A 22,993-nucleotide genomic window follows, 5' to 3' on the forward strand; every position below is an offset into this window, starting at 1 on the left:
AGGCGGCCGGCCGCCAGTTCCTTGGTGGTTTCACGGCGTTTGGACAGAAAACTTTCGATGATCACCGTCGGCGCCAGGCGACGCAGGCGCTGGAACAGCGGCGGCAGGATCACCGCTTCGGTGAGGTCGGTCATGCTGATGCGGTAGGTCTTGACCGCCTGCTGCGGGTTGAAGATGCGGCTTTCCTGCACCGACACCCGCAGCAGCGACAGCGCGTTGCGCACCGGACCGATGATGTTCTGGGCCATGGGCGTCGGCACCATGCCCTGGGCGGTGCGCACGAACAGCGGGTCGTTGAAGGTCTCGCGCAGACGCGCCAGCGCATTCGACACTGCCGGTTGGGTGATACCAACGATTTGCCCGGCGCGGGTCAGGTTGGCTTCGGTGTAGATCGCGTCGAAGACGATGAAAAGGTTGAGATCGACCTTGCTCAGATTCATTACGCGGCTCTCTTATTGTGTGGGCGGGCTGATCTTGACGATCAGCCGATCATATATCGGTGATGAATGTTTATACACGCCGAGAATAGGCTAGGTAAATTTTCATGGCTGTTCTAGCATCGAATGCATGATCTAAACAACCTCTCCCAAGAAGGTATCTGCTCATGGATTTCGCTTATTCGCCCAAGGTTCAGGAACTGCGTGAGCGCGTGACTGCGTTCATGGACACCTACGTTTATCCCGCCGAAGCCGTGTTCGAGCGCCAGGTCGCCGAGGGCGACCGCTGGCAGCCGACCGCGATCATGGAAGAACTCAAACTCAAGGCCAAGGCTGAAGGTCTGTGGAATTTGTTTCTGCCTGAGTCCGAGTTGGGTGCCGGGTTGACCAACCTTGAATATGCGCCGCTGGCGGAAATCATGGGCCGCTCGCTGCTGGGGCCAGAACCGTTCAACTGCTCGGCACCCGACACCGGCAACATGGAAGTGCTGGTGCGTTACGCCAACGAAGAGCAGAAACAACGCTGGCTCGAACCGTTGCTGCGCGGCGAGATTCGCTCGGCATTCGCCATGACCGAACCGGATGTCGCGTCCTCCGACGCCACCAACATGGCCGCCCGTGCGGTACGCGATGGCGACGAGTGGGTGATCAACGGCAAGAAATGGTGGACCTCGGGTGCTTGCGACCCGCGCTGCAAAATTCTGGTTTTCATGGGGCTGAGCGATCCGGACGGGCCACGTCACGCCCAGCACTCGATGATTCTGGTGCCGGTGGACACCCCCGGGGTAAAAATCCTGCGTCCGCTGCCGGTGTTCGGCTACGACGACGCTCCCCACGGTCACGCCGAAGTGCTGTTCGAAAACGTCCGGGTGCCGTACGAAAACGTCCTGCTGGGCGAAGGACGCGGCTTCGAAATCGCTCAAGGTCGCCTTGGCCCGGGCCGGATTCACCACTGCATGCGTTCGATCGGCATGGCCGAGCGTGCGCTGGAACTGATGTGCAAGCGTTCGGTGAGCCGTACGGCATTCGGCAAGCCCCTGGCACGCCTGGGCGGCAACGTCGACAAGATCGCCGACTCGCGGATGGAAATCGACATGGCACGCCTGCTGACACTGAAGGCGGCGTACATGATGGACACGGTTGGCAACAAAGTGGCCCGTAGCGAGATCGCGCAGATCAAGGTCGTCGCGCCAAACGTTGCGTTGCGAGTGATCGACCGGGCGATCCAGATCCATGGCGGGGCAGGGGTTTCCAACGATTTCCCGCTGGCCTACATGTACGCGATGCAGCGTACCCTGCGCCTGGCCGACGGCCCGGACGAAGTGCACCGCGCGGCGATCGGCAAGTTTGAAATCGGCAAATATGTGCCGAAAGAGATGCTGCGTAGCGGGCATTAAGACACCGCTGCATTTTTCTGTTGAGTGAATACTTGTGGCGAGGGAGCTTGCTCCCGCTGGGGCGCGAAGCGGCCCTAAATCCGGTAGCCAGGTTGTATCAGATGCACCGGGTTGTCTGGTTTGCGACTGCTGCGCAGCCGAGCGGGAGCAAGCTCCCTCGCCACATAAGCTCTCAGCCACATTGTTCGGTGCTCAATTCAATACACCCAAACCTCAACCCGCCGATTCTTGATCCGCCCTTCATCGGCGCTATTGGCTGCCACCGGCATCTGCGCTCCAAACCCGCGAATCTCGCGAAACACCACGCCGCTCTTTACCAACTCCCGCCGCACTGCCATGGCTCGCAATTTCGACAACAGGTCGGCGCGCGCCGGGTCACTCTTGGCATCGCCAAACCCCACCAGCGAGACCTGTCCTTCGGTTTTGCCGTGCTGCTTTATATAGTCGAGCACCCGCCACAGGTCTTGTCGGGCCTTGTTGTCCAGGCTGGCGCTGCCTTCCTCGAAGCGGAAGTTCACCGACAGCCGTTGAGCATGTCGACTCAACGCCTGATAACCCTCGGGCATCAACGCATTGGGGGCAACGGCCATGGCCTGGACGGTTTGGGCAATAAAGCCGTTGGCGGCCACAATGGCCTGGCCGTTAGCGCTTTGGGCAAAGGCCACCAGGGCATCGGCCCAGGGATTTTTCCCGTTGGGCGGCAGGTAGAAGAACAATCGACGGGACAGCGGATAGTCTTCCGTGGCAATCAGGCTGTTGAGCGGCAGCATGGCTTGCGATTGACCGTCGACAATGGCCACGGCCTTGGCCTGGCGCACGTAGGGCAAACCGATGAAACCGATGCCTCGCGGGTCTGCACTGACCGCATCGGACAGTTGTTCACTGGACTCGAAGCGTTTTGCCGTGCTGCTGAGACTTTTTCCACGCTCACTCAGAACCAGTTCCTTGAAGGTGTCGTAGGTCCCGGACTGATCATCCCGCGCATACAGATGAATCGGTCCTCCACTGCCACCGATGTCTTCCCAGGTTTTTACTTCGCCACTGAAAATGCGCGCCAGTTGCACGGTGTCGAGTTGGTTCAGCGGATTGTCCGGGTGAAGGATGATCGCCAGGCCATCGATGGCGATAACCTGTTCGGCGCCTGGGCTTTTCAGATCGCCCAAGGATTCAAGGTTCACCAGCTCGCTGTCCTTGATCGGGCGCGATGACGCGGCGAGGTCGGCATTGGCGGTTTTCAGGGCGGAAAAACCAGTGCTGGAACCGTGGGCTGCCACCTCTACCACGACCCGACGACCCTGAACGGTTTCACCGACGATGCGCAGTTCGTTGGCGGTATCCAGTGGTTCGCGGTGAATCCTGCGCAGACCCTGTTCGCTCAGCAGGCCCTCGACCAGCGCCGGTCCCAGGGCCGCGCCGATGGTGTTGGAACCCTGAATGCGCAGCACCGGGCCGTGTTCGGGTGTCGGTAATCCACCGGCCGAAACCACCTGCGGCAAGCCCATGCACAGCATCAACAGGAACAATACGCGCAGCATCATGCCGGCACCTTATATAGCCAAAGGAGGTGTCGGGAGATTAAGTCAGTAAGGTTTCCGAAAAATGACACTTTTCTAATGTGGGAGCGGGCTTGCTCGCGAAAGCGTCGGATCAGTCGACACATGTATTGACTGAAACACCGCTTTCGCGAGCAAGCCCGCTCCCACATTGGTATTGCGTACGACTCGGGATCAGCTCAACTCAAGCCAGATCGGCGCATGGTCCGAAGGTTTCTCCATGCCACGCAGTTCGTAGTCCACCCCCGCGGCCTTCACCCGTGGCAGCAAGCCGTTGGAGGCGAGGATCAGGTCGATGCGCAGGCCACGCTTGGGTTCGTCTTCGAAACCACGGCTGCGGTAGTCGAACCAGCTGAAGGTGTCGGTGACGTCCGGGTTCAGGTGGCGGAAACTGTCCACCAGGCCCCAGTTCTTCAGGCGCGCCATCCACTCGCGTTCTTCCGGCAGGAAGCTGCATTTGCCGGTCTTCAGCCAGCGCTTCATGTTGTCCGGGCCGATACCGATGTCGCAGTCTTCCGGGGAAATGTTCACATCGCCCATCACCACCAGCGCCTGATCGTTCTTGAACTGGCTTTCCAGCAGTTGCTGCAAGTCGCTATAGAAGCGTTCCTTGGCCGGGAACTTGGTCGGGTGGTCGCGGCTTTCGCCCTGCGGGAAATAGCCGTTCATGATGGTCACCGGCACGCCATTGGCGTCGGCGAAAGTGCCCCAGATGAAACGCCGCTGGGCATCTTCTTCGTCGGTGGCGAAACCCTTGTGCAGGGCCAACGGCTCCTTGCGCGACAGCAGGGCGACGCCGTAATGACCCTTTTGCCCGTGGAAATACACGTGATAACCCAGGGCCTGAACCTCGGCCAACGGGAATTGCTCATCGTGGACCTTGGTTTCCTGCAAGCCGATCACATCGGGCTGGTGCTTTTCGATCAGCGCCGCCAGCTGATGGGGACGGGCGCGCAGCCCGTTGATGTTGAAGGAGACGATCTTCATGGTCGGCAGTCCTGGCAAAAGGGCGATGCTAGCTGACATGTGGGAATCGGGCCAGTGTGGGGTGAGAGGATTCGATTTTGTCAGTCAGCCTTGTGTGGGCAGTGATGGCCTCTTCGCGAGCAAGCCCGCTCCCACAGGTTAGGCGCCTGCCTTTGCTTTTGTGGGAGCTGACTTGCTCGCGAAGGCGATTTCATTGCCTACACTCATTTCGGATCTGTAAGGAACTGTGTCAGCGCCGATCAGCTCGTAACAACAAGAGTGCAGCCACCCGAGCTGTGCCGGGGAGATTAACCGTCATGCCCGAAACTTCGACCGCCATCGCCGATATTCACATGCTCGACAGCGGCTACGCCCGCGAAGCGCGTTCGCTGCTGTACCAGGCTTATCGACACGAGCCAACCTTCGGCTATTTGTTCGAAGCCGAACGCCCCGGCTACGAACAGCGGGTTCGCGCCACCGTGCGCGAACTGGTGACCCAGCATTTTCTCCAGGACTTGCCGGCCATCGGCCTGCTGGTCAACGATCGCCTGATCGGCATCGCCCTGATCGCACCGCCGCAACGGCGCCTCGGCGTTACCGAAAGTTGGGCCTGGCGCCTGCGCATGGTGCTCAGTACGGGGTTTCGCTGCACCCGTCGCTACCTTGAATATCATGCTGCCGTGGAGGGCTGCGTGCCGAACGACGCGGTGCACGTCCTGCCGTTGCTGGGGGTTCATCCGCAGTTCCAGGGCAAACATTTCGGCGAACAACTGTTGCAAGCCGTGCACAACTGGTGCGCCGTGGATGAGAACTCACAGGGTGTGATCCTCGATACCGGGAATCCTCGCTATCTGGAGTTCTATAAGCGTCAGGGCTATGAGGAAATCGGTGAAGTTGCCGTAGGACCGATTCGTGAGCATGTGTTTTTTCACCCCAATCCCCAGGTGTTGCACACCGCATCGGCCTGAACGGCGAACTTTCCTTGCGTGCCAGGCTCTATCACGCTCCCGTGTCCATGATCCATGCTCGTGATAGCATCCGCGCCTATGAAGTTTCCAGGAAGAATTACCAGCGGTGCGCTGATGCTGATGACCAGCTGCGCAGCGCTGGCACAAAGTGAATTGGATGTACGGATCAAACCGTCCAATGATGAGCTGAAAGCCAATATAGAAGGCTATATCGGCAGCCTCGGCGATCGTGACGAAGAAGCCTTGCTGCGCTTTAGCCGTGGTGCCGAAGAACAGGCGCGCAAGGCCGCCCAGGCCTTGGGGTATTACCAGCCGCACATCGACAGCGAGGTGAAGGGGGGCAAGGACCCGCGCCTGGTGCTGACGGTCGACCCCGGTGAGCCGGTGCACTTGCGCAATGTCACGGTGCGTGTCGACGGTCCGGCCGCCGCCCTCAAATCCTTTCGAGTCCCCAAAAGCGACGCGCTCAAGCCCGGCGCCGTGCTCAATCATGGCCATTACGAGGACGCCAAGCGCCTGATCCAGAATCAGGCTTCGCGCTATGGCTTTTTCAGCGGCCACTTCACTCGGTCAAAATTATCGGTCGACCCGCGGGCCGGCGTCGCCGATATCGAACTGATCTATGAAAGTGGTCCGCGTTATACCTTGGGCAAAGTCAGTTTCGAGGGTGATACGCCGTTCGACGACGAGCTGCTGCAACGCATGGTGCCATTCAAGGCCGGTACGCCGTACGACTCGGAATTGATCGCCGAACTCAATCAGAACCTGCAATCCAGTGGTTACTTCGAAGGCGTGCGGGTGGACGCGGCGCCCACGGCATCCAGGGACGATGCGATCCCGGTGGACGTCAAACTCGACACCCGCAAGCCCCGGACCATGGGCCTGGGCCTGGGTTTCTCCACCGACGTCGGCCCACGGGCGAAGGCCAACTGGACCCGCCACTGGGTCAACGCGCAAGGGCACAGTTACGGTTGGGAGACCGAAGTCTCGGCGCCTCGGCAAAACGTCGGGCTGTTCTACGACATTCCGCTGGACCCGCCACTGACCGACAAACTGCGTTTTGCCGGCGGCTATCAGAATGAAGACATCGCCGGCACCGACACCCACAGCAAGCTGCTGACCCTCGGCCCCGAATGGCACAGCAAATTGCCCAGCGGCTGGCAACGGGTGGTGTCGCTGAAGTGGCAGCGCGAGGATTATCAGCTCGGCGACGACTCGGGACTCAGTAATCTGCTGATGCCCGGTGTGAACTACTCGTACCTCAAAAGCGACAACCGCATCGACCCGCACAACGGCTATCGGCTGCAATTCGAATCCAAAGTGGCCAAGGAAGGTTTGGGTTCCGACAGCAACCTGGTCTACGGCACGGCATTGGTCAAAGGCCTGACCACGGTGTTCGACAACCACCGCTTTCTCGGGCGCGTGCAGGTCGGCGGCAGTGCCACCAATGGCTTCAAATCGGTGCCGCCATCGTTGCGCTTCTTCGCCGGTGGCGATCAGAGCGTGCGCGGTTACGACTATCAGAGCCTGTCCCCGGAAAACTCCGACGGTGACCGCATCGGTGGGCGCTACATGGTCGCCGCCAGTGCGGAGTACCAGTATTCGATCGCCGAAAAATGGCGGGTCGCGACCTTTGTCGACCAGGGCAACTCCTTCAATACACTCGAACTGCCGAACCTCAAGACTGGCGTTGGTATCGGCGTGCGCTGGGTATCGCCGGTGGGGCCGATCCGCCTCGACCTGGCCCATGCGCTGGACGACGATGGCGGCATTCGACTGCACTTTTCCATGGGGCCTGAGCTGTGACGCGTGGTTTGAAAGTAACGCTGCTGGCGATAGTGGCGCTGTTGATGCTGGTGGTTTTGACGCTGGCCACGGTGTTGGGCACGGCGACGGGCAGCCGCTGGGCGTTGGGGTTCGTGCCGGGGTTGACCCTGGAAAACTTCCAGGGCCGGCTGGGCGGGCAGTGGAGTGCCGACCGGGTGCTGTGGCAGCAGGACACCAGCCGGGTTGAACTGAACCAGGTGATTTTCGCCTGGTCGCCGTTGTGCCTGACCCGCATGACCTTGTGCATCGAGCAATTGCAGGCCGATCAGGTCAGCCTGACGTTCCCGCCGGGTACCGAAGAGCCAGACAGCGGCCCGATCACGCTCCCGGAGCTCAAGTTACCGTTGGCCATCGAGCTGGGGCAGATCAAGGTCGGTCGCCTGCTGTTCAACGGCAGCGAAGAACTCAAGGGGTTGCAACTGGCGGCGCACTGGACGGCGGCCGGTTTGAAGATCGATTCGGTAGCGTTACAGCGCGATGACCTGAGCCTGAATCTGTCCGGCCTGTTGCAACCGAGCGGCAACTGGCCGCTCAACGCCGAAGGTAAGCTGACCCTGTTGTCGACGCCTGAACCCTTGGCACTGGCGTTGAAGATCGACGGCGACCTGCTGAAAACCCTGAACCTGAAGGCCGACAGCAGCGGTTACCTCAACGGGCAACTGACTGGCGAACTGCAACCGCTGGTGGAAAACTTGCCGGCCAAAGTGCGGATCACCGCCGATGGCTTCAAACCCAGTGCCGATCTGCCGGACACCCTGCAACTCAATCAATTGGAGCTCACCGGTACGGGTGACCTGAAAAATGGCTATGCGCTACAAGGCAAAGCCACGTTGCCCGCAGAACAAGGGCCGGTCGTACTGGCGCTGCAAGGCAAGGTCGACGCCGAGGGCGCGCAGATCGCCGCGCTGGACCTGACCGCCAACGACAAGCAAAGTCTCAAGCTCACCGGGCTGGTGGATTGGAGCAAAGGCCTGAGCGCCGAGGCGAAAATCGACTGGCTGGATTTCCCGTGGCACAGGCTCTATCCATTGATCGACGAGCCGGAAGTTGCGTTGCGCCGCTTCAACGGTGAGGTGTCCTATACCGACGGCAAGTACCTCGGTCATTTCGACGCCGCGCTGGATGGTCCGGCCGGCGCCTTCACCCTGGCCAGCCCTTTCGCTGGCGACCTGACGAAAATCTACCTGCAACAGATCCAACTCCAGGCCGGGCAGGGCAAGGCCGAAGGGCACCTGAACCTGCAATTCGCCGATGGCATTGCCTGGGACACCGCGCTGGATTTGTCGGCGATCAACCCGGCTTACTGGGTCGCGGAGCTGCCGGGCACGCTGGCCGGCCCGCTGCGCAGCCAGGGCGAGATGAAGAACGAAATGCTCAGCCTCAATGCCGACCTGGACCTCAAAGGCAAACTGCGCGGTCAACCGGCAGTGATCCAGGCCAGGGCCGATGGCAGCGGCGAGCGATGGAACCTAAATGCCCTGCAAGTTCGCCTCGGCGACAACAGCATCAGCGGCAAAGGTAGCCTGCAACAGAAACTCGTTGGGCAGATCGATCTCAAGCTGCCGCGCCTGGCCCAACTCTGGCCACAACTGCGCGGCCAACTCAATGGCCGCGTGGATGTCGCCGGCACACTCAAGGCGCCGCAAGGCAAGCTTGACCTGCAAGGTTCGCAACTGGCCTTCCAGGACAATCGTCTGCAAAGCCTGAACCTGGACGCCACCCTGGACAGCGCACAACGAGCAAAAATCGACCTCAAGGGCAGCGGCATCCGGGCGGGCGACACTTCACTGGGCGCGCTGACCGCCAGCGGCCAGGGCGACATAAAAAACCAGAAGCTGAACCTCGACCTGCAAGGGCCGCAGCTGAAACTCGCGCTTGGCCTGGACGGTGTGCTGGAGCAAGGTAACTGGCGCGGACGCCTGGCCAGCGGTGATATCCAGGCCGGTGGCCAGGACTGGAAGCTGCAAGGGCCGGCGAAACTCGAACGCCTGGCGGACGGCAAAATCAACTTTGGCGCCCATTGCTGGGCATCCGGCCAGGCCAGCCTGTGCGGTGAAGATTCGCGCCTGATGCCCGAGCCGAAGCTGCGTTATCACCTCAAGCAATTCCCGATCGACAGCCTCGCCCAGTGGCTGCCGAAGGATTTCGCCTGGCAGGGCCGCCTCAATGCCGACCTGCAACTGGACCTGCCGGCCAGCGGTCCGAACGGCCAGATCAGCGTCGATGCCGGCGGCGGCACGTTGCGCATCAAGGAAAAGGACCAGTGGCTGGATTTCCCGTACCAGACCCTGAAACTCACCAGCAAGCTCACGCCCAAACGCATCGACACCGAGCTCAACTTCGTCGGTGGCAAACTCGGCGAACTGATGGTCCAGGCGCAGCTCAATCCGTTGCCGAAGAACAAACCGTTGAGCGGCTCATTCCGCTTGAGCGGGCTGGACCTGTCGGTGGCGCGGCCATTCGTGCCGATGGTCGAGAAGCTGAGCGGACGCTTGAATGGCAGCGGCACGATCGCTGGCGGTCTATTGGCGCCGCAGGTCAATGGCAGCCTGCAACTGAGTGACGGCATAGTGGCCGGACCTGAATTGCCAATGGAGCTGCAAAACCTGCACGTACAGGCGCTCATCGCCGGTGAAAGCGTACAACTGAACGGCGGCTGGAACAGCGGCAAGGCCGGGCAGGGCAGCTTGAACGGCAGCATCGCGTGGGGCCAGGCGTTGGTAGTGGATTTGGCGCTCAAGGGTTCGCAGTTGCCGGTCACCGTTGAGCCTTACGCCAAGCTGGAAGTCGCACCGGACCTGAAAATCTCGATGACGGGCGACGAGTTGGCCATCGCCGGTAAAGTGCTGGTGCCCAAGGGCGAAATCACCATTCGTGAGTTGCCGCCGTCGACGGTCAAGGTCTCCGATGACACGGTGATCGTCGGTCAGCAGACCGAGGAGGGCAAGCCACCGCTGGCGATGAAGATGGACATCGAAGTGATCGTCGGCGAAGACAAGCTGAGCTTTGCGGGATTTGGCCTGACCGCGAATGTGCAGGGACATGTGCACGTCGGCGACAACATGGACACCCGCGGCGAGTTGTGGCTCAACGACGGGCGTTATCGCGCCTACGGCCAGCGGCTTTCAGTGCGCCGGGCACGCTTGCTGTTTGCCGGTCCCATCGATCAGCCGTACCTGGACATCGAAGCCATTCGCAAGACGGATGACATCATCGCCGGCATCCGCCTGAGTGGCAGCGCCGAGCAGCCGACCACGCAGATCTTCTCCGAACCGGCCATGAGCCAGGAGCAGGCCCTGTCCTATCTGGTGCTCGGGCGTCCGCTGAGCAGCAATGGCGAAGACAACAATATGCTCGCCCAGGCGGCGCTCGGTCTGGGCTTGATGGGCAGCTCCGGGGTCACCAGCGGCCTGGCCAAGAACCTGGGGATCCAGGACTTCCAGCTCGACACCCAGGGCAGCGGCAACACCACCAGCGTGGTGGCCAGCGGCAACCTGTCCGAGAAGCTCAGCCTGCGCTATGGCGTTGGCGTGTTCGAACCGGCCAACACCATTGCCTTGCGCTACAAGCTGAGCAAAAAGGTCTACCTCGAAGCCGCCGGCGGCGTCGCCAGTTCGCTGGACATCTTCTACAAGCGGGATTTCTAGGCCCGCATTTCCTACAAAAGACCGAGTCGCCCCATTCGCGAGCAAGCCCGCTCCCACAGGTTCAGCGTGATCCCTGTGGGAGCGGGCTTGCTCGCGAAGGCGTCCGTGTGGGCAGCACAAAACCCGACACTATTTATCAACTATTTACCAAGCGTGCTAACTATTGCGTTGACATTCGCTGCCTAGGCAGTAACATCTAGACATACATTCACTGCCTAGGCAGCTAATTGGTGGTCAGATGAAACATTTCTCTCCGGACGATTTCCAAAATTGCCATCTCGGCCTGCTGCTCGGGCGCGCCGCGCTGCTCAAGGACCGGATCATCGACACCCACATGGAACCCCACGGCATCACCGCCGCGCAGTTCAAGGTGTTGATCATCATGGCCCAGTACGGCGTCGACTCGCCGGGCGAGTTGTGCCGTCACCTGTCCCTGGACAGCGGCTCGATGACTCGCATGCTCGATCGTCTGGAACAGAAAGGTTTCCTCGCCCGCCAACGCTCCGAGGCGGATCGCCGCCAAGTGCAGCTTGTACTCACGGAAGAAGGGCAAAAGCTCGCCGGGCTGTTGCCGCACATCGGTGCCGAAGCCATGAATGAACTGGCCGGTGCCATCACTCCAGATGAGCTGAAGACTCTGGAGATGATTCTGAAGAAAATTCTAGTAGCAGCCGGTGACTCGATCACCCTGCTGCGGGTAGGTGACAAATGAGCAGTAAACCCTTGCGTACCGGCCTGAGCCTGGTGCTGTTGGCCATGAGCCTGGCCGGTTGCGCCAGCTACAGCGGCCTGAAAGCCGAAGGTGTCAGCCTCGACGCGAAAAACCTCAAGGCCGGGCAATCCCTCGGCGGCGTGGCGTTGTCGCCGGCCGCCTGGCCGAAAAGCGACTGGTGGAAAAGCCTTGGCGACCCGCAACTCGACGGCCTGATCCGCGAGGCCCTGCGTGATAGCCCGGACATGCAAATCGCCGACGCCCGTGCCCATCAGGCCAGCGCTGCGGCCTACGCCGCCGACGCCGAGCGGATGCCGACCCTGGATGCCAGCGCCGGTGTCAGCCGCTCGCGCCTGGCCCGGGACCAGGACCCGCGCGGGCAGGGCGATGCTTACGCCACCATTCGCAACATCAGCAGCAGTTTCAACTACAACTTCGACCTGTGGGGCGGTCAGCGCGATGCCTGGGAAGCAGCCCTGGGCCAGGCCCGTGCCGCCGAAGTCGACCAGCAGGCCGCGCAACTGACCCTGGCCGCCGACGTCGCCCGGGCCTACAGCGATCTGGGGCAGGCGCATATCGTCTATGACCTGTCCAGCGAAGACCTCAAGCGCACCCGGCAAATGCTCGACCTGAGCCAGCGGCGCCTGACTGCCGGGATCGACAGCCAGTACCAGTTCCAGCAGACCGAAAGCCTGGAAGCCACCTCCCAAGCCAATTTGATCGACGCTGAAAAGCGCCTGAACAGCGCAAAGATCGCCCTTGCGGTGCTGCTCGGCAAAGGTCCGGACCGCGGCAATGAAATTGCCCGGCCGAATATTCTTCAACCGAGCGCGGTAGCGCTACCTTCGGTGTTGCCAGCCGAACTGCTCGGGCGTCGCCCGGACCTGGTGGCCGCGCGCTGGCGGGTCGAGGCGGCGAGCAAAAGTATCGACGCCGGCAAGACCCGGTTCTATCCCAACTTGAACCTCAGCGCCGCTGCCGGCGCCGAATCCTTGTTGGGCGATGCGATGTTTGGTTCGGCCAGCCGCTTCTTCAACATTGCACCGACGATCTCTGTGCCGATTTTCGACGGTGGCCGCTTGCGCGCCGACCTCGATTCGCGTGACGCCGATTACGACCTCGCGGTGGCGCAGTACAACAAAAGCCTGGTGAAGGCGCTGGGGGATGTCGGTGACAGCATCAACCAGTTGCGCGATATCGGTCGGCAGATCGCGGCCCAGCAGCACGCCACCGACATCGCCCAGGATTCCTACAACACCGTGGTCCAGCGTTACGGTTCCGGCATCGGCAACTACCTGGACGTGCTCAGCATCGAGCAGCAATTGCTCCAGGCCCAGCGTCAGCTGGCCAACCTGAATGCCGAGCAGATCGACCTGTCAATCCAACTGATGCAGGCACTGGGTGGCGGTTTCCAGCCTGAGGCCATCGCCTCGGCCAACGCCACGCCAGCCACGCTGACCCACTAATTCAAGGTACCTGTCATGGCCACTGCCGATACAACTCAACCTCCTGAAAACACTCAAGGCAACCCCAATTCGGGCAAGCGCAAGTTCATGTTGCTGGTCCTGGCTGCCGCCGTCGTGCTGAGCGGCGCGGGCGTCTGGGCCTACCACGAGTTTTACGGGCGCTGGAGCGAAAGCACCGACGACGCCTATGTGAACGGCAACGTGGTGGAAATCACGCCGCTGGTCACGGGGACCGTGGTCAGCATCGGCGCCGACGATGGCGATCTGGTGCATGAAGGCCAGGTGCTGGTGAACTTCGACCCGAACGACGCCGAAATCGGTCTGCAAAATGCCCAGGCCAATCTGGCGCGTACCGTGCGTCAGGTGCGCGGCTTGTACAGCGATGTGGACGGCATGAAAGCCCAGGTCAATGCGCAGAAAGCCGAAGTGCAAAAGGCCCAGGACAACTTCAGCCGGCGCAAGAACCTTGCCGCTGGCGGGGCGATTTCCCAGGAAGAACTGTCCCACGCCCGCGACGACCTGACCTCGGCGCAAAACGCCTTGGCCAACGCCGAACAAAAGCTCAAAACCACCAGCGCGCTGGTCGATGACACCGTGGTTTCATCGCACCCGGACGTGATGGCCGCCGCCGCGCAATTGCGTCAGGCGTACCTGAACAACTCACGCAGCGTCCTGATTGCACCGGTCACCGGTTATGTGGCCAAGCGTTCGGTGCAACTGGGCCAGCGCGTGCAACCGGGTACCGCGCTGATGGCGGTGATTCCGCTGGATCAGCTGTGGATCGACGCCAACTTCAAGGAAACCCAGTTGCGTGACATGCGCATTGGCCAACCGGTGGAGATCGAGACGGACCTGTACGGCAGCAGCGTGAAATACAGCGGCACCATCGACAGCCTCGGCGCCGGGACCGGCAGCGCCTTTGCCTTGCTGCCGGCGCAGAACGCCACCGGCAACTGGATCAAAATCGTGCAACGCGTGCCGGTGCGGATCCACGTCAATGCCGAAGAACTGGCCAGGCACCCGTTGCGGGTCGGTCTGTCGACCATGGTTGACGTGAACCTGCGCGACCAGAGTGGCCCGGTGCTGGCACAACAGCCGCCGCAAAAGGCCTCGTTCAGCACCAATGTCTACGACCGTCAGTTGGCCGAGGCGGACGCGATGATCACCCAGTTGATCCACGACAACAGCGCCGCGGTCAGCAAGACCGCGCAACGCTGAAATGCCATTACATCGACCCTGTGGGAGCGGGCTTGCTCGCGAAGGCGGAGCGTCAGGCGACATCCATGTTGAATGTGCCGACCTCTTCGCGAGCAAGCCCGCTCCCACAGGGTTAGCTGCGTCTGTAACAGGCGCAGCACCGATCAGGTTTCAAAGGATTCGCGATGAGCAATAACGCGTCTTTCACGCCACCGAGTTTGCTGCTCAGCACCATCGGCCTGTCGCTGGCGACCTTCATGCAAGTGCTCGACACCACCATCGCCAACGTGGCGTTGCCGACGATTTCCGGCAACCTGGGCGTGAGTTCGGAACAGGGCACCTGGGTAATCACCTCGTTTGCAGTGAGTAACGCCATCGCTTTGCCGCTGACCGGTTGGCTCAGTCGCCGATTTGGCGAGGTGAAGCTGTTTGTCTGGGCCACGCTGCTGTTCGTGCTGGCCTCGTTTTTGTGCGGTATTTCGACGTCCATGCCGGAGCTGGTGGGCTTTCGGGTCTTGCAAGGCGTGGTGGCGGGGCCGTTGTACCCGATGACCCAGACCCTGCTGATTGCGGTTTACCCCCCGGCGAAACGGGGGTTGGCCCTGGCATTGCTGGCAATGGTCACGGTGGTCGCGCCGATTGCCGGGCCGATCCTCGGCGGCTGGATCACCGACAGCTACAGCTGGCCGTGGATTTTCTTCATCAACGTGCCGATCGGCTTGTTCGCGGCATGGGTGGTGACCCAGCAGATGAAAAAGCGCCCGGTGGTCACCAGTCGCCAACCGATGGACTACGTCGGTTTGATCGCGCTGATCATCGGTGTCGGCGCGTTGCAGATCGTGCTCGACAAGGGCAACGACGCCGACTGGTTTGAATCGAGCTTCATCGTGATCGGCAGCGTGATTTCGGTGGTGGCCCTGGCGTTCTTCGTGATCTGGGAAATGACCGATGAGCACCCGGTGGTCAACCTGCGCCTGTTCGCCCATCGCAACTTTCGCTACGGCACCATCGTGCTGATTCTGGGTTATGCCGGGTTCTTCGGGATCAACCTGATCCTGCCGCAGTGGCTACAAACGCGACTGGGTTACACCGCGACCTGGGCCGGTTTTGCCGTGGCGCCGCTGGGGATCCTGCCGGTGCTGCTGGCGCCGTTTGTCGGCAAGTACGCGCCGCGATTCGACATGCGGGTGCTGGCGGGCGGGGCGTTCCTGGCCATCGGCCTGAGCTGTTTCATGCGCGCCGGGTTCACCAATGAAGTGGACTTTCAGCACATCGCGTTGGTGCAGTTGTTCATGGGGATCGGCGTGGCGCTGTTCTTCATGCCGACCCTGACCATCCTCCTTTCGGATTTGCCACCGAGCCAGATTGCCGACGGCTCGGGGTTGGCGACGTTTTTGCGGACCTTGGGCGGCAGTTTTGCGGCGTCACTGACGACCTGGATCTGGATTCGTCGGGCGGATCAGCATCATGCGTACCTGACAGAAAGCATCACGCCGTTCGATCCGGCGACCCGCGAGGCGATTACCCATCTGGGCGGGGCAGGGGCCAAGGCCTATACGCAGCTGGATCAGATGGTGATCAGTCAGGCGTACATCATGTCCACGGTGGATTACTTCACCTTGCTGGGCTGGATGTTCCTGGGGCTGATCCTGATTGTGTGGCTGGCCAAGCCACCGTTTACGGCGAAGGCCGGGCCTGCGGCCTCTGCGGGGCACTAAACACCACACAACCAATGTGGGAGCGGGCTTGCTCGCGAAAGCGGAGGATCAGTCAACAGAGATGTTGAATGTTAATCCGCCTTCGCGAGCAAGCCCGCTCCCACAGGGGGGGGTGTTCGTTAGTTAGTTGGCGGGGGCTGTCAGTTGCGGCGGCGGGGTGAAGTCGAACGGCGCCAGCGCAAACCCTTGTTCGTCGACCTGCAATGCCCACCCTTGACGATCCCAGTCCCCCAGCACAATGCGCCTGGCCGCGTGCTCGCCAAGCTGCAACTTGTGAATTGCGGGACGATGGGTATGCCCGTGAATCAAGGTCTTCACGCCGTACTCCTGCATGATCCGCGGAATCTCTTCGGGCGTGACATCGACGATGTCGTTGGCCTTCATTCGCACCTGCGTACGGCTTTCGCTGCGCAGCTTGCGCGCCAATTTCTGGCGTGTGCGCAGCGGGAGGTGGCGCAGAATGAACAGGGTGATCGGGTTGCGCAGATAGCGGCGCAGCTTCATGTAGCCGACATCGCGGGTGCACAGGCTGTCGCCGTGCATCAGCAGCACCGGCTCGCCTGCGAGCTGCACGACACTCGGGTCCTTCAACAATGTGCAGCCAGCTTCTTTGCAGAACGCCTTGCCGAGCATGAAGTCGCGATTGCCGTGCATCAGAAAAATGGCCGTGCCGCTGTCGCTGAGGTCGCGCAGGGCCTGGCAGATGGAGCGCTGGAACGGTGTCATGGCGTCGTCGCCAATCCACACCTCGAAAAAGTCGCCCAGAATGTACAACGCACTCGCCGAGCGGGCGCGTCCGGCGAGCAAATCCAGAAACGCCCGGGTGATATCCGGGCGCTCCTCTTCCAGATGTAAATCTGAAATCAGCAATATCACTCAATGATCTCGGCTTTCTCGATGATCACGTCGTCTGCCGGTACGTCCTGGTGGCCGGCCTTGGAAGTGGTAGCCACGCCTTTGATCTTGTCGACAACGTCGGTGCCGGCGGTCACTTTACCGAATACCGCGTAGCCCCAGCCTTGTACGTTCTTGCCGCTGTGGTTCAGGAAGCTGTTGTCCGCCACGTTGATGAAGAACTGTGCGGAAGCCGAATGCGGCTCCATGGTGCGGGCCATGGCAATGGTGTACTTGTCGTTGGAAAGACCGTTGTCAGCTTCGTTCTGGATGCTTGGACGCTTGTCTTTCTTTTCTTTCATGCCTGGCTCGAAACCGCCGCCCTGGATCATGAAGTTACCGATGACACGGTGGAAAACGGTGTTTTCGTAGTGACCGGCTTTGACGTATTCAACGAAGTTGGCCACGGTGATCGGGGCTTTGTCGGCGTTCAGTTCGAGGACGATGTCGCCGAAGTTGGTAGTCAGTTTGACTTGGGTCATGATCGTTACTCTTTATAAGGAATTCGTGGTGTTGGAACCTCATGTCCCGTCACCGGTTCAGCCTTTTTGGCCAAGGTGCGCAGTTTAGCGTGCCAGACGCGAATTTCGAGGCTGTTTTTTCATTTACAGCCTATTAAATACGACGGTTTACAGAGTGCGCTCTGTCAGGCCCTTGACAGCATCGGCTATGATAGCGGCTTTGTTTTGTCAGGCCCGTCTTCCCGGCCGCGCACTTGTACGTTCAAGGATCCTATGAGCAAGCCCACTGTCGACCCTACCTCGAATTCCAAGACCGGCCCCGCTGTGCCGGTCAATTTCCTGCGCCCGATCATCCAGGCGGACCTGGACTCGGGTAAGCACACGCAGATCGTCACCCGTTTCCCGCCTGAGCCCAACGGCTACCTGCACATCGGTCACGCCAAGTCGATCTGTGTGAACTTCGGCCTGGCCCAGGAGTTCGGCGGCGTTACCCACCTGCGTTTCGACGACACCAACCCGGCCAAGGAAGACCAGGAATACATCGACGCGATCGAAAGCGACGTCAAATGGCTGGGCTTTGAGTGGTCCGGCGAAGTGCGCTACGCCTCGCAGTATTTCGACCAGTTGCACGACTGGGCGGTGGAGTTGATCAAATCCGGCAATGCCTACGTCGACGACCTGACTCCGGAGCAAGCCAAGGAATACCGTGGCAGCCTGACCGAACCGGGCAAAAACAGCCCGTTCCGCGACCGCAGCGTCGAAGAGAACCTGGACCTGTTCGCCCGCATGAAAGCAGGCGAGTTCAAGGACGGCGCACGCGTGCTGCGAGCCAAGATCGACATGGCTTCGCCGAACATGAACCTGCGTGACCCGATCATGTATCGCATCCGCCACGCTCACCACCACCAGACCGGTGACAAGTGGTGCATCTACCCGAACTACGACTTCACCCACGGTCAGTCGGACGCCATCGAAGGCATCACCCACTCGATCTGCACCCTGGAGTTCGAAAGCCATCGCCCGCTGTACGATTGGTTCCTCGACAACCTGCCGGTGCCGGCCAAGCCGCGCCAGTACGAGTTCAGCCGCCTGAACCTGAACTACACCATCACCAGCAAGCGCAAGCTCAAGCAACTGGTCGATGAAAAGCACGTCAACGGCTGGGACGATCCGCGCATGTCCACGTTGTCGGGTTTCCGTCGTCGTGGCTACACGCCGAAATCGATCCGCAACTTCTGCGAAATGATTGGTACCAACCGTTCCGACGGCGTGGTCGACTTCGGCATGCTCGAATTCAGCATCCGTGACGACCTCGACCACAGCGCCCCGCGTGCCATGTGCGTACTGCGTCCGCTGAAAGTCGTGATCACCAACTACCCGGAAGGCCAGGTCGAGAACCTCGAACTGCCGTGCCACCCGAAAGAAGACATGGGCGTGCGCGCGTTGCCATTCGCCCGTGAAATCTATATCGACCGTGAAGACTTCATGGAAGAGCCGCCGAAGGGCTACAAGCGCCTGGAACCGGCCGGTGAAGTGCGTCTGCGCGGCAGCTACGTGATTCGTGCCGACGAAGCGATCAAGGACGCCGATGGCAACATCGTCGAACTGCGCTGCTCGTACGATCCGGACACCCTGGGCAAGAACCCGGAAGGCCGCAAGGTCAAAGGCGTGATCCACTGGGTGCCGGCCGCTGCCAGCGTCGAGTGCGAAGTGCGCCTGTACGATCGCCTGTTCCGTTCTCCGAACCCGGAGAAGGCCGAAGACAGCGCCAGTTTCCTGGACAACATCAACCCTGACTCGCTGCAGGTACTCACCGGTTGTCGTGCTGAGCCTTCGCTGGGCAATGCACAGCCGGAAGACCGTTTCCAGTTCGAGCGCGAAGGTTACTTCGTCGCCGATCTCAAGGACTCGAAACCAGGTCAGCCGGTATTCAACCGTACCGTGACCCTGCGTGATTCGTGGGGCCAGTGATTCAGCGTCAAGGGAAATAACGTGCTAACGATCTACAACACGCTCACCAAGAGCAAAGAAGTCTTCAAGCCGCTCGATGGCAACAATGTGCGCATGTACGTGTGCGGCATGACCGTGTATGACTACTGCCACATTGGCCACGGCCGCAGCATGGTCGCGTTCGACCTCGTGACCCGCTGGTTGCGCTTCAGTGGCTACAACCTGACTTATGTACGCAACATCACCGACATTGAAGACAAGATCATCAATCGGGCCCGGGAGAACGGCGAACCGTTCGACGCATTGACCGAGCGTATGATCACCGCCATGCATGAGGACGAGGCACGCCTCAACATCCTCAAGCCGGACATGGAACCGCGTGCAACCGATCACATCCCGGGCATGCTGAGCATGATCCAGACCCTGATCGACAAGGGCTACGCCTACGCACCAGGCAACGGCGACGTGTACTACCGCGTCGCCAAGTTCATGGGCTACGGCAAGCTGTCGCGCAAGAAGATCGAAGACTTGCGCATCGGTGCGCGCATCGAAGTCGACGAGTCCAAGCAGGACCCGCTGGACTTCGTGCTGTGGAAAGCCACCAAGCCGGGCGAGCCGAGTTGGGAGTCGCCGTGGGGTGCCGGGCGTCCAGGCTGGCACATCGAGTGCTCGGTGATGTCGACCTGCTGCCTGGGTGAAACCTTCGACATTCATGGCGGCGGCAGCGATCTGGAGTTCCCGCACCACGAAAACGAAATCGCCCAGAGCGAAGCGGCCACCGGCAAGACCTACGCCAACGCGTGGATGCATTGCGGCATGATCCGTATCAATGGCGAGAAGATGTCCAAGTCCTTGAACAACTTCTTCACCATTCGCGACGTGCTCGACAAGTACCACCCGGAGGTCGTGCGTTACCTGCTGGTGTCGAGCCACTATCGCAGCGCCATCAACTATTCGGAAGACAACCTCAAGGACGCCAAGGGCGCCCTGGAGCGTTTCTACCACGCGTTGAAAGGCTTGCCGAGCGTGGCGCCGGCGGGCGGCGAAGCCTTCGTCGAGCGTTTCACCCAGGTGATGAACGACGACTTCGGCACGCCGGAAGCCTGCGCGGTGCTGTTCGAGATGGTCCGCGAGATCAACCGCCTGCGCGAGAGCGATCTCGACGCAGCGGCCGGTCTGGCAGCCCGTTTGAAAGAATTGGCCAGCGTGTTGGGTGTGTTGCAGCTCGAAGCCGATGACTTCCTGCAGGCCGGCGCCGAAGGGCGCGTGGATGCAGCTGAAGTCGAGGCGCTGATTGCAGCGCGCCTGGCGGCACGTGCCGGCAAGGACTGGGCCGAATCCGACCGCATCCGCGACCAGCTCACCGCCATGGGCGTGGTGCTGGAAGACGGCAAGGGCGGCACGACCTGGCGTCTGGCTGACTGATTGCCTGATCCGCTGTAAAACAAAACCCGCCTTGTGCGGGTTTTTGTTTTTAGGGTTTGCTGTTCGTTCTTTGGCGACAGGACTGACGCCTTCGCGGGCAAGCCCGCTCCCACAGTTGATCTTTAGTGTGTTTGAGCTTTGTGTACGACGCAAATCCAATGTGGGAGCGGGCTTGCTCGCGAAGAGGCCCATTCGGCCAACTTGTCATTCAGCCTGGCGCAACCGCTTGTACAGGGTATTGCGACTAACCCCCAACCGCCGCGCCAGATACGAAATATTCCCCCCGACCGCCTGCAACTGCCGGTTCAAGTCCTCGACATCATTGAGGTCAACGGCCAATGGTTCCGGCGTCTCCACCGGCTCCATCTCCAGATCGACAAAAAAATCATCCGGCAAATGCTCAGGTCGCACCGGCTGTTCCTCGGCCATGGCCAGGGCCACCTGAATCACGCTACTGACCTGGCGCAGGTTGCCTGGCCACGGGTGGCGGCCGAACAACGCCATCACTTCCTGGCTTAAACCGGCCCATTGCGATGGTTCGCGGTGCTGCTCCCACAGGCGTTTGAACAGTGCATCCTTATCGCTGCGTTCGCGCAGGGGCGGCAACTCCAGAGTCAGGCCGCCGATGCGGTAATACAGGTCTTCACGAAACCGCCCCAGTTGTACTTGTTCCCGTAGTGAGCGATTGGTCGCTGAAATGATGCGCAGGTCCACAGGGAACAACTCGCTGCTGCCCACCGGCTGAACGCAACGTTCCTGCAGCACCCGCAGCAGGCGCGCCTGGGTCGGTAGCGGCATGTCGCCGATTTCATCGAGGAACAGCGTGCCTTTGTCCGCCTTGCGGATCAGCCCGATGCTGCCTTTCTGGTTGGCGCCGGTGAACGCGCCTTTCTCATAACCGAATAACTCGGACTCCACCAGTTCGGCGGGAATCGCCGCACAGTTGACGGCGATGAGCGCTTGTTTGCTGCGCGAACTGGCCTGATGCAGGGCTTTGACGAACACTTCCTTGCCGACCCCGGTTTCACCGTGGATCAGCAGTGGAATGTCTTTTTCCAGCAATCGCTCGGCCTGGCGCACGGCTTTTTCCACACGACTGTCGCCGAAATGCAGGGAGTTGAGGCTGACGGCCGCGGGTGTAGCTACAACCGGCTCGGTGAACACTCGGGGTTGAATTGATGCCTGTTTCGGCCGTTTCAACAGGCACTGGAAGCGGTTGCGCCCGGAAGTTTGCAGGGCGAAGGGCAGGCCTTCGGGCTGATTGAGCAACTCCAGCAGCGAGACCTTGAACAGGTTCTCGATACTGACCCGCGACAGGCTGATGCCCAGCAGATTGTCGGCCCGCCGATTGGCAGACAGTACCTGGCCAGTCTCATCGAATATCAGCAAGCCGGCCCATTGGCTGTCGAGGTTGTTCAGTCCGGTGTTGAACGTGAGTTGGAAATGCTGACCATGGAACAGATTGAGGATCAGCCGGTTTTCCACGGTCTGGCTCATCATCTTGACCATGCCCAGGGTATGGGATGGCGGGAGGTAACTGTCACTGGAAACGTCCAGCACCGCGATCACCTTGCGCTCGGCATCGAAGATCGGTGCGGCGGAACCGGTCATGAAGCGGTTGGCCTTGAGGAAGTGTTCGTCGTGCTCGATGTGCACCGCTTGCTCGCAGGCCAGGGCGGTGCCGATGGCGTTGGTGCCGCTGCAGCGCTCCATCCAGCTGGCGCCGGCGCTGAACCCCCGGGCCAGCTTGGGTTCGATAAAGCGCTGGGTGCCCCACGATGTGAGCACCTGGCCCTGATGGTCGGCGAGCATGATCAGGCAATTGGAATTGCTCAGGATGTTCTCGTAGTAGGGCAGCACTTCCTGATGGGTGGTTTGCACCAGCGAATGCTGGCTCTCCAGCAGTTGCGCGATGCCCGCGGCCGGCAATTGGTCGAATGCCGGCGTGCTCTGATGACTGAGGCCGAACGCGCGGCAACGGGACCAGGAGTCCTGGATGATGGCGTCGTGGGACAGCGGCGATGCGGATGCGGCCATGGCAGTCGATCTCTGAACAGGCTTTTATTGTTTTTGTTATGGGTACACACGATCCCTGTAGCAGCTGGCGCAGCCTGCGTTCGGCGGCGCAGCCGTCGTAGAACCTGTATTCGCGGTCATCCTGACACACCGCGCTGCCTGATTTCACGACGGCTGCGCCGCCGAACGCAGGCTGCGCCAGCTGCTACAGGGACCATTAACTGTCCGTAGAGTGTTGTTCACTATTGTTCACTGTCAATGGGTGAACTGTTCAGTTGTTCATTTCCGGTTGTTCATTTGTGTTCAGCAATGAACGTGACTCCGTAGTCATTCTCAGGAATTTCAAACTGAATCAATCG

At 60.7% G+C, this 22,993-nt stretch carries 16 protein-coding genes; 10 read left to right on the forward strand and 6 right to left on the reverse strand.

Features of this window, described 5'->3' with window-relative positions; genetic code table 11:
* The coding region (locus PMI28_RS28095; RefSeq protein ID WP_007981210.1) for a LysR family transcriptional regulator at nt 1-440 on the reverse strand (440 nt) is incomplete at its 3' end.
* Between the two features lie 164 nt (nt 441-604).
* Here PMI28_RS28095 and PMI28_RS28090 point away from each other — a divergent pair.
* Nucleotides 605-1,834, forward strand: a complete 1,230-nt coding sequence (locus PMI28_RS28090; protein WP_007981212.1) for an acyl-CoA dehydrogenase — start codon at nt 605-607, stop codon at nt 1,832-1,834.
* A gap of 197 nt (nt 1,835-2,031) precedes the next feature.
* On the opposite strand, the gene PMI28_RS28085 is transcribed toward PMI28_RS28090, so the two are convergent.
* A complete protein-coding gene (locus tag PMI28_RS28085) occupies nt 2,032-3,372 on the reverse strand; it encodes a substrate-binding domain-containing protein (protein ID WP_007981214.1) in 1,341 nt (446 codons plus the stop codon).
* Nucleotides 3,373-3,561: 189 nt separating this feature from the next.
* Nucleotides 3,562-4,374, reverse strand: a complete 813-nt coding sequence (xthA, locus tag PMI28_RS28080; RefSeq protein WP_007981217.1) for an exodeoxyribonuclease III — start codon at nt 4,372-4,374, stop codon at nt 3,562-3,564.
* Nucleotides 4,375-4,670: 296 nt separating this feature from the next.
* On the opposite strand from xthA, the gene PMI28_RS28075 reads away from it, so the two are divergent.
* From PMI28_RS28075 to PMI28_RS28045, 7 genes are all read left to right on the forward strand, one after another.
* Nucleotides 4,671-5,321 (forward strand): GNAT family N-acetyltransferase, encoded by a 651-nt coding sequence (locus tag PMI28_RS28075; RefSeq protein WP_007981219.1) that lies wholly within the window; start codon nt 4,671-4,673, stop codon nt 5,319-5,321.
* 78 nt (nt 5,322-5,399) lie between these two features.
* Nucleotides 5,400-7,127 carry an autotransporter assembly complex protein TamA gene (locus PMI28_RS28070; protein ID WP_033063011.1) on the forward strand — a complete coding sequence of 576 codons (1,728 nt, stop codon included), beginning with the start codon at nt 5,400-5,402 and terminating at the stop codon, nt 7,125-7,127.
* Entirely contained in the window at nt 7,124-10,795 is a 3,672-nt protein-coding gene (locus PMI28_RS28065) for a translocation/assembly module TamB domain-containing protein (RefSeq protein WP_007981223.1), read from the forward strand. The genes PMI28_RS28070 and PMI28_RS28065 overlap by 4 nt, the downstream gene beginning before the upstream one ends.
* Nucleotides 10,796-11,033: 238 nt before the next feature.
* Nucleotides 11,034-11,507 (forward strand): MarR family winged helix-turn-helix transcriptional regulator, encoded by a 474-nt coding sequence (locus tag PMI28_RS28060; protein ID WP_007981224.1) that lies wholly within the window; start codon nt 11,034-11,036, stop codon nt 11,505-11,507.
* Complete coding sequence (locus PMI28_RS28055) at nt 11,504-12,973, forward strand: efflux transporter outer membrane subunit (protein WP_007981227.1); 1,470 nt, start codon at nt 11,504-11,506, stop codon at nt 12,971-12,973. Before PMI28_RS28060 ends, PMI28_RS28055 begins: the two co-directional genes overlap by 4 nt.
* Before the next feature lie 15 nt (nt 12,974-12,988).
* Nucleotides 12,989-14,191: an HlyD family secretion protein gene (locus tag PMI28_RS28050; protein ID WP_007981229.1), complete on the forward strand. Its 1,203-nt coding sequence runs from the start codon at nt 12,989-12,991 to the stop codon at nt 14,189-14,191.
* 164 nt (nt 14,192-14,355) lie between these two features.
* On the forward strand, nt 14,356-15,888 hold the full coding sequence (locus PMI28_RS28045; protein WP_007981231.1) for a DHA2 family efflux MFS transporter permease subunit: 1,533 nt from the start codon (nt 14,356-14,358) through the stop codon (nt 15,886-15,888).
* Nucleotides 15,889-16,011: 123 nt separating this feature from the next.
* On the opposite strand, the gene PMI28_RS28040 is transcribed toward PMI28_RS28045, so the two are convergent.
* Together PMI28_RS28040 and PMI28_RS28035 are read right to left on the reverse strand one after the other, a co-directional pair.
* Nucleotides 16,012-16,764 (reverse strand): UDP-2,3-diacylglucosamine diphosphatase, encoded by a 753-nt coding sequence (locus PMI28_RS28040; RefSeq protein WP_007981233.1) that lies wholly within the window; start codon nt 16,762-16,764, stop codon nt 16,012-16,014.
* Nucleotides 16,761-17,264 carry a peptidylprolyl isomerase gene (locus PMI28_RS28035; RefSeq protein ID WP_007981235.1) on the reverse strand — a complete coding sequence of 168 codons (504 nt, stop codon included), beginning with the start codon at nt 17,262-17,264 and terminating at the stop codon, nt 16,761-16,763. Before PMI28_RS28035 ends, PMI28_RS28040 begins: the two co-directional genes overlap by 4 nt.
* A gap of 252 nt (nt 17,265-17,516) precedes the next feature.
* Between PMI28_RS28035 and PMI28_RS28030 the strand changes: the two genes are divergently transcribed.
* Nucleotides 17,517-19,214 carry a glutamine--tRNA ligase/YqeY domain fusion protein gene (locus PMI28_RS28030; RefSeq protein ID WP_007981237.1) on the forward strand — a complete coding sequence of 566 codons (1,698 nt, stop codon included), beginning with the start codon at nt 17,517-17,519 and terminating at the stop codon, nt 19,212-19,214.
* A 21-nt stretch (nt 19,215-19,235) separates the two neighbouring features.
* The gene (cysS, locus tag PMI28_RS28025; RefSeq protein WP_007981239.1) at nt 19,236-20,618 is read left to right on the forward strand and encodes a cysteine--tRNA ligase; all 1,383 of its coding nucleotides are present in this window, start codon (nt 19,236-19,238) and stop codon (nt 20,616-20,618) included.
* A 204-nt stretch (nt 20,619-20,822) separates the two neighbouring features.
* On the opposite strand, the gene PMI28_RS28020 is transcribed toward cysS, so the two are convergent.
* Complete coding sequence (locus PMI28_RS28020) at nt 20,823-22,655, reverse strand: sigma-54-dependent Fis family transcriptional regulator (RefSeq protein WP_007981241.1); 1,833 nt, start codon at nt 22,653-22,655, stop codon at nt 20,823-20,825.
* Nucleotides 22,656-22,993: the final 338 nt, after the last annotated feature.

The organism is Pseudomonas sp. GM48 (assembly GCF_000282335.1).
Lineage (GTDB): Bacteria > Pseudomonadota > Gammaproteobacteria > Pseudomonadales > Pseudomonadaceae > Aquipseudomonas.

Excerpts from the sequence above, each read along its gene's own strand:
- PMI28_RS28090 (WP_007981212.1), top strand. The coding sequence starts at position 605 with ATGGATTTCGCTTATTCGCCCAAGGTTCAGGAACTGCGTGAGCGCGTG.
- PMI28_RS28085 (WP_007981214.1), bottom strand. The coding sequence starts at position 3,372 with ATGATGCTGCGCGTATTGTTCCTGTTGATGCTGTGCATGGGCTTGCCG.
- xthA (WP_007981217.1), bottom strand. The coding sequence starts at position 4,374 with ATGAAGATCGTCTCCTTCAACATCAACGGGCTGCGCGCCCGTCCCCAT.
- PMI28_RS28075 (WP_007981219.1), top strand. The coding sequence starts at position 4,671 with ATGCCCGAAACTTCGACCGCCATCGCCGATATTCACATGCTCGACAGC.
- PMI28_RS28070 (WP_033063011.1), top strand. The coding sequence starts at position 5,400 with ATGAAGTTTCCAGGAAGAATTACCAGCGGTGCGCTGATGCTGATGACC.
- PMI28_RS28060 (WP_007981224.1), top strand. The coding sequence starts at position 11,034 with ATGAAACATTTCTCTCCGGACGATTTCCAAAATTGCCATCTCGGCCTG.
- PMI28_RS28055 (WP_007981227.1), top strand. The coding sequence starts at position 11,504 with ATGAGCAGTAAACCCTTGCGTACCGGCCTGAGCCTGGTGCTGTTGGCC.
- PMI28_RS28050 (WP_007981229.1), top strand. The coding sequence starts at position 12,989 with ATGGCCACTGCCGATACAACTCAACCTCCTGAAAACACTCAAGGCAAC.
- PMI28_RS28045 (WP_007981231.1), top strand. The coding sequence starts at position 14,356 with ATGAGCAATAACGCGTCTTTCACGCCACCGAGTTTGCTGCTCAGCACC.
- PMI28_RS28035 (WP_007981235.1), bottom strand. The coding sequence starts at position 17,264 with ATGACCCAAGTCAAACTGACTACCAACTTCGGCGACATCGTCCTCGAA.
- PMI28_RS28030 (WP_007981237.1), top strand. The coding sequence starts at position 17,517 with ATGAGCAAGCCCACTGTCGACCCTACCTCGAATTCCAAGACCGGCCCC.
- PMI28_RS28020 (WP_007981241.1), bottom strand. The coding sequence starts at position 22,655 with ATGGCCGCATCCGCATCGCCGCTGTCCCACGACGCCATCATCCAGGAC.